General features: G+C 46.2%; 1 protein-coding gene. It reads right to left on the bottom strand.

Annotated elements, in window-relative coordinates:
- Window positions 1–262 precede the first annotated feature (262 nt).
- Window positions 263–1,053: lipoprotein-releasing ABC transporter permease subunit LolE (gene lolE, locus R7Q38_RS24760; RefSeq protein ID WP_318114717.1), on the bottom strand; the 791-nt coding region annotated here is incomplete at its 5' end.

Below are 1,053 nucleotides of genomic sequence, written 5' to 3'. Positions count from 1 at the left end.
TCGCGGATTGTGGCGCTACTCTGTCGTTCGCAGTTGGCAAAAACGAAAAGTAAGATAAGCGGATAAGACGCTAAAATCATTCGTTGCGACATGGCTTGAGGTTCAAACGACAATAAAGCTGAAACGAAATGTAAGCAAAGAATGAAAAGATGCTAATGAATACAAAAAAGGACCATGAAAGGTCCTTTTTTGTATCTAGAGTACTTAGCAAAATAAGTCATCGCTAACAACGATGTCTACGAGGCTAGCTTTCCTTCCTTCGCTACTTAGCACTCAAAACTGCGGCAGGGTTCAGTTTCGCTGCGCGAGAAGCTGGGTACCAAGTGGCCAATAGGCTTAATACGATAGCGGTGGTCGACACCAATGCGACGTCAGGCCAATGCAACTGCGATGGAAGAAAGTCCACAAAGTAGATGTCACCCGATAAAAATTGGTGTCCTATTAAGCCTTCAAGCCCCTTAATGATTGGAGTTAAATTCAACGCAACCAACACACCAACAAGGCTACCGACAAGGCTACCAAACACTCCAGAGAAGACGCCCTGCCAAACGAAAATACGTTTAATCAGACCATCTTTTGCCCCCATCGTACGCAAAATCGCGATCTCTGCTGCGCGGTCCTTCACCGCCATCATCAATGTCGAGACGATATTGAAACACGCCACACCAATCACTAATACCATGACTAAATACATGATCGTGCGTACCAACTGAATGTCACGGTAGAGAAAGCCAAACTGCTGCTGCCAACTCTTCAAATATACGTACACATTCACTAGGTTGCCGACTTCTCGAACGATCGAAGGCGCATCAAGAACATCATCGGTTTTTAGAGAGATTCCAGTTACGTCGTCTCCTAAACGAGCGTATTGCTGCGCATCCACCAGCGGAACTAAAGCCAATGAATGATCAATTTGGCCGTTCAACGTCAAAAAGCCCGCCACTTTGACGCGCACACGTTTCGGCGCTTGAACTTTATTTGTGCCACCCGTTTGAGGAATCATCAACGTGACGTAGTCACCGACTTGCACGTTCAACTCATTTGCAACTCCTC

The sequence above is a fragment of the Vibrio sp. Vb0598 genome (genome assembly GCF_033338935.1).
GTDB lineage: Bacteria > Pseudomonadota > Gammaproteobacteria > Enterobacterales > Vibrionaceae > Vibrio > Vibrio alginolyticus.
Note: the sequence above shows the minus strand (reverse complement) of the source record. Positions and strands in the feature narration are given on the sequence as shown.